Source organism: Curtobacterium sp. PsM8 (assembly GCF_030433875.1).
Classification (GTDB): domain Bacteria; phylum Actinomycetota; class Actinomycetes; order Actinomycetales; family Microbacteriaceae; genus Curtobacterium.
Map to the genome: position 1 here is coordinate 1 of NZ_JARUXD010000198.1, position 228 is coordinate 228.

The following is a 228-nucleotide window of genomic DNA, read 5'->3' on the forward strand; positions in this document are numbered from 1 at the left end:
ACGGGGGTGCGGAGTTCGTTAGCGGCTTCGGAGTGGATCGACGGGTGGGGCTGCTGGGCCTGGACAGCCTGGTCGTGCGCCCCATCGACCGCGTCGAGCATGGTGTCGAGCGGGGTCGCGACACGGCCGATCTCGGTGTCGTCCCGGTGCGGGCGGCGGCGCCGGCCACGGTCACCGCCGGCGATCGGCCTCGCGGTCGACGGCACCCCCTGGAGTGGTAGGAGCGCC

At 74.1% G+C, this 228-nt stretch carries 1 pseudogene; it reads right to left on the reverse strand.

What is annotated here, in order from left to right:
* Positions 1 to 206, reverse strand: a pseudogene (locus QCD68_RS17350) (sensor histidine kinase); the annotation flags it as partial.
* Between the last annotated feature and the right edge of the window lie 22 nt (positions 207 to 228).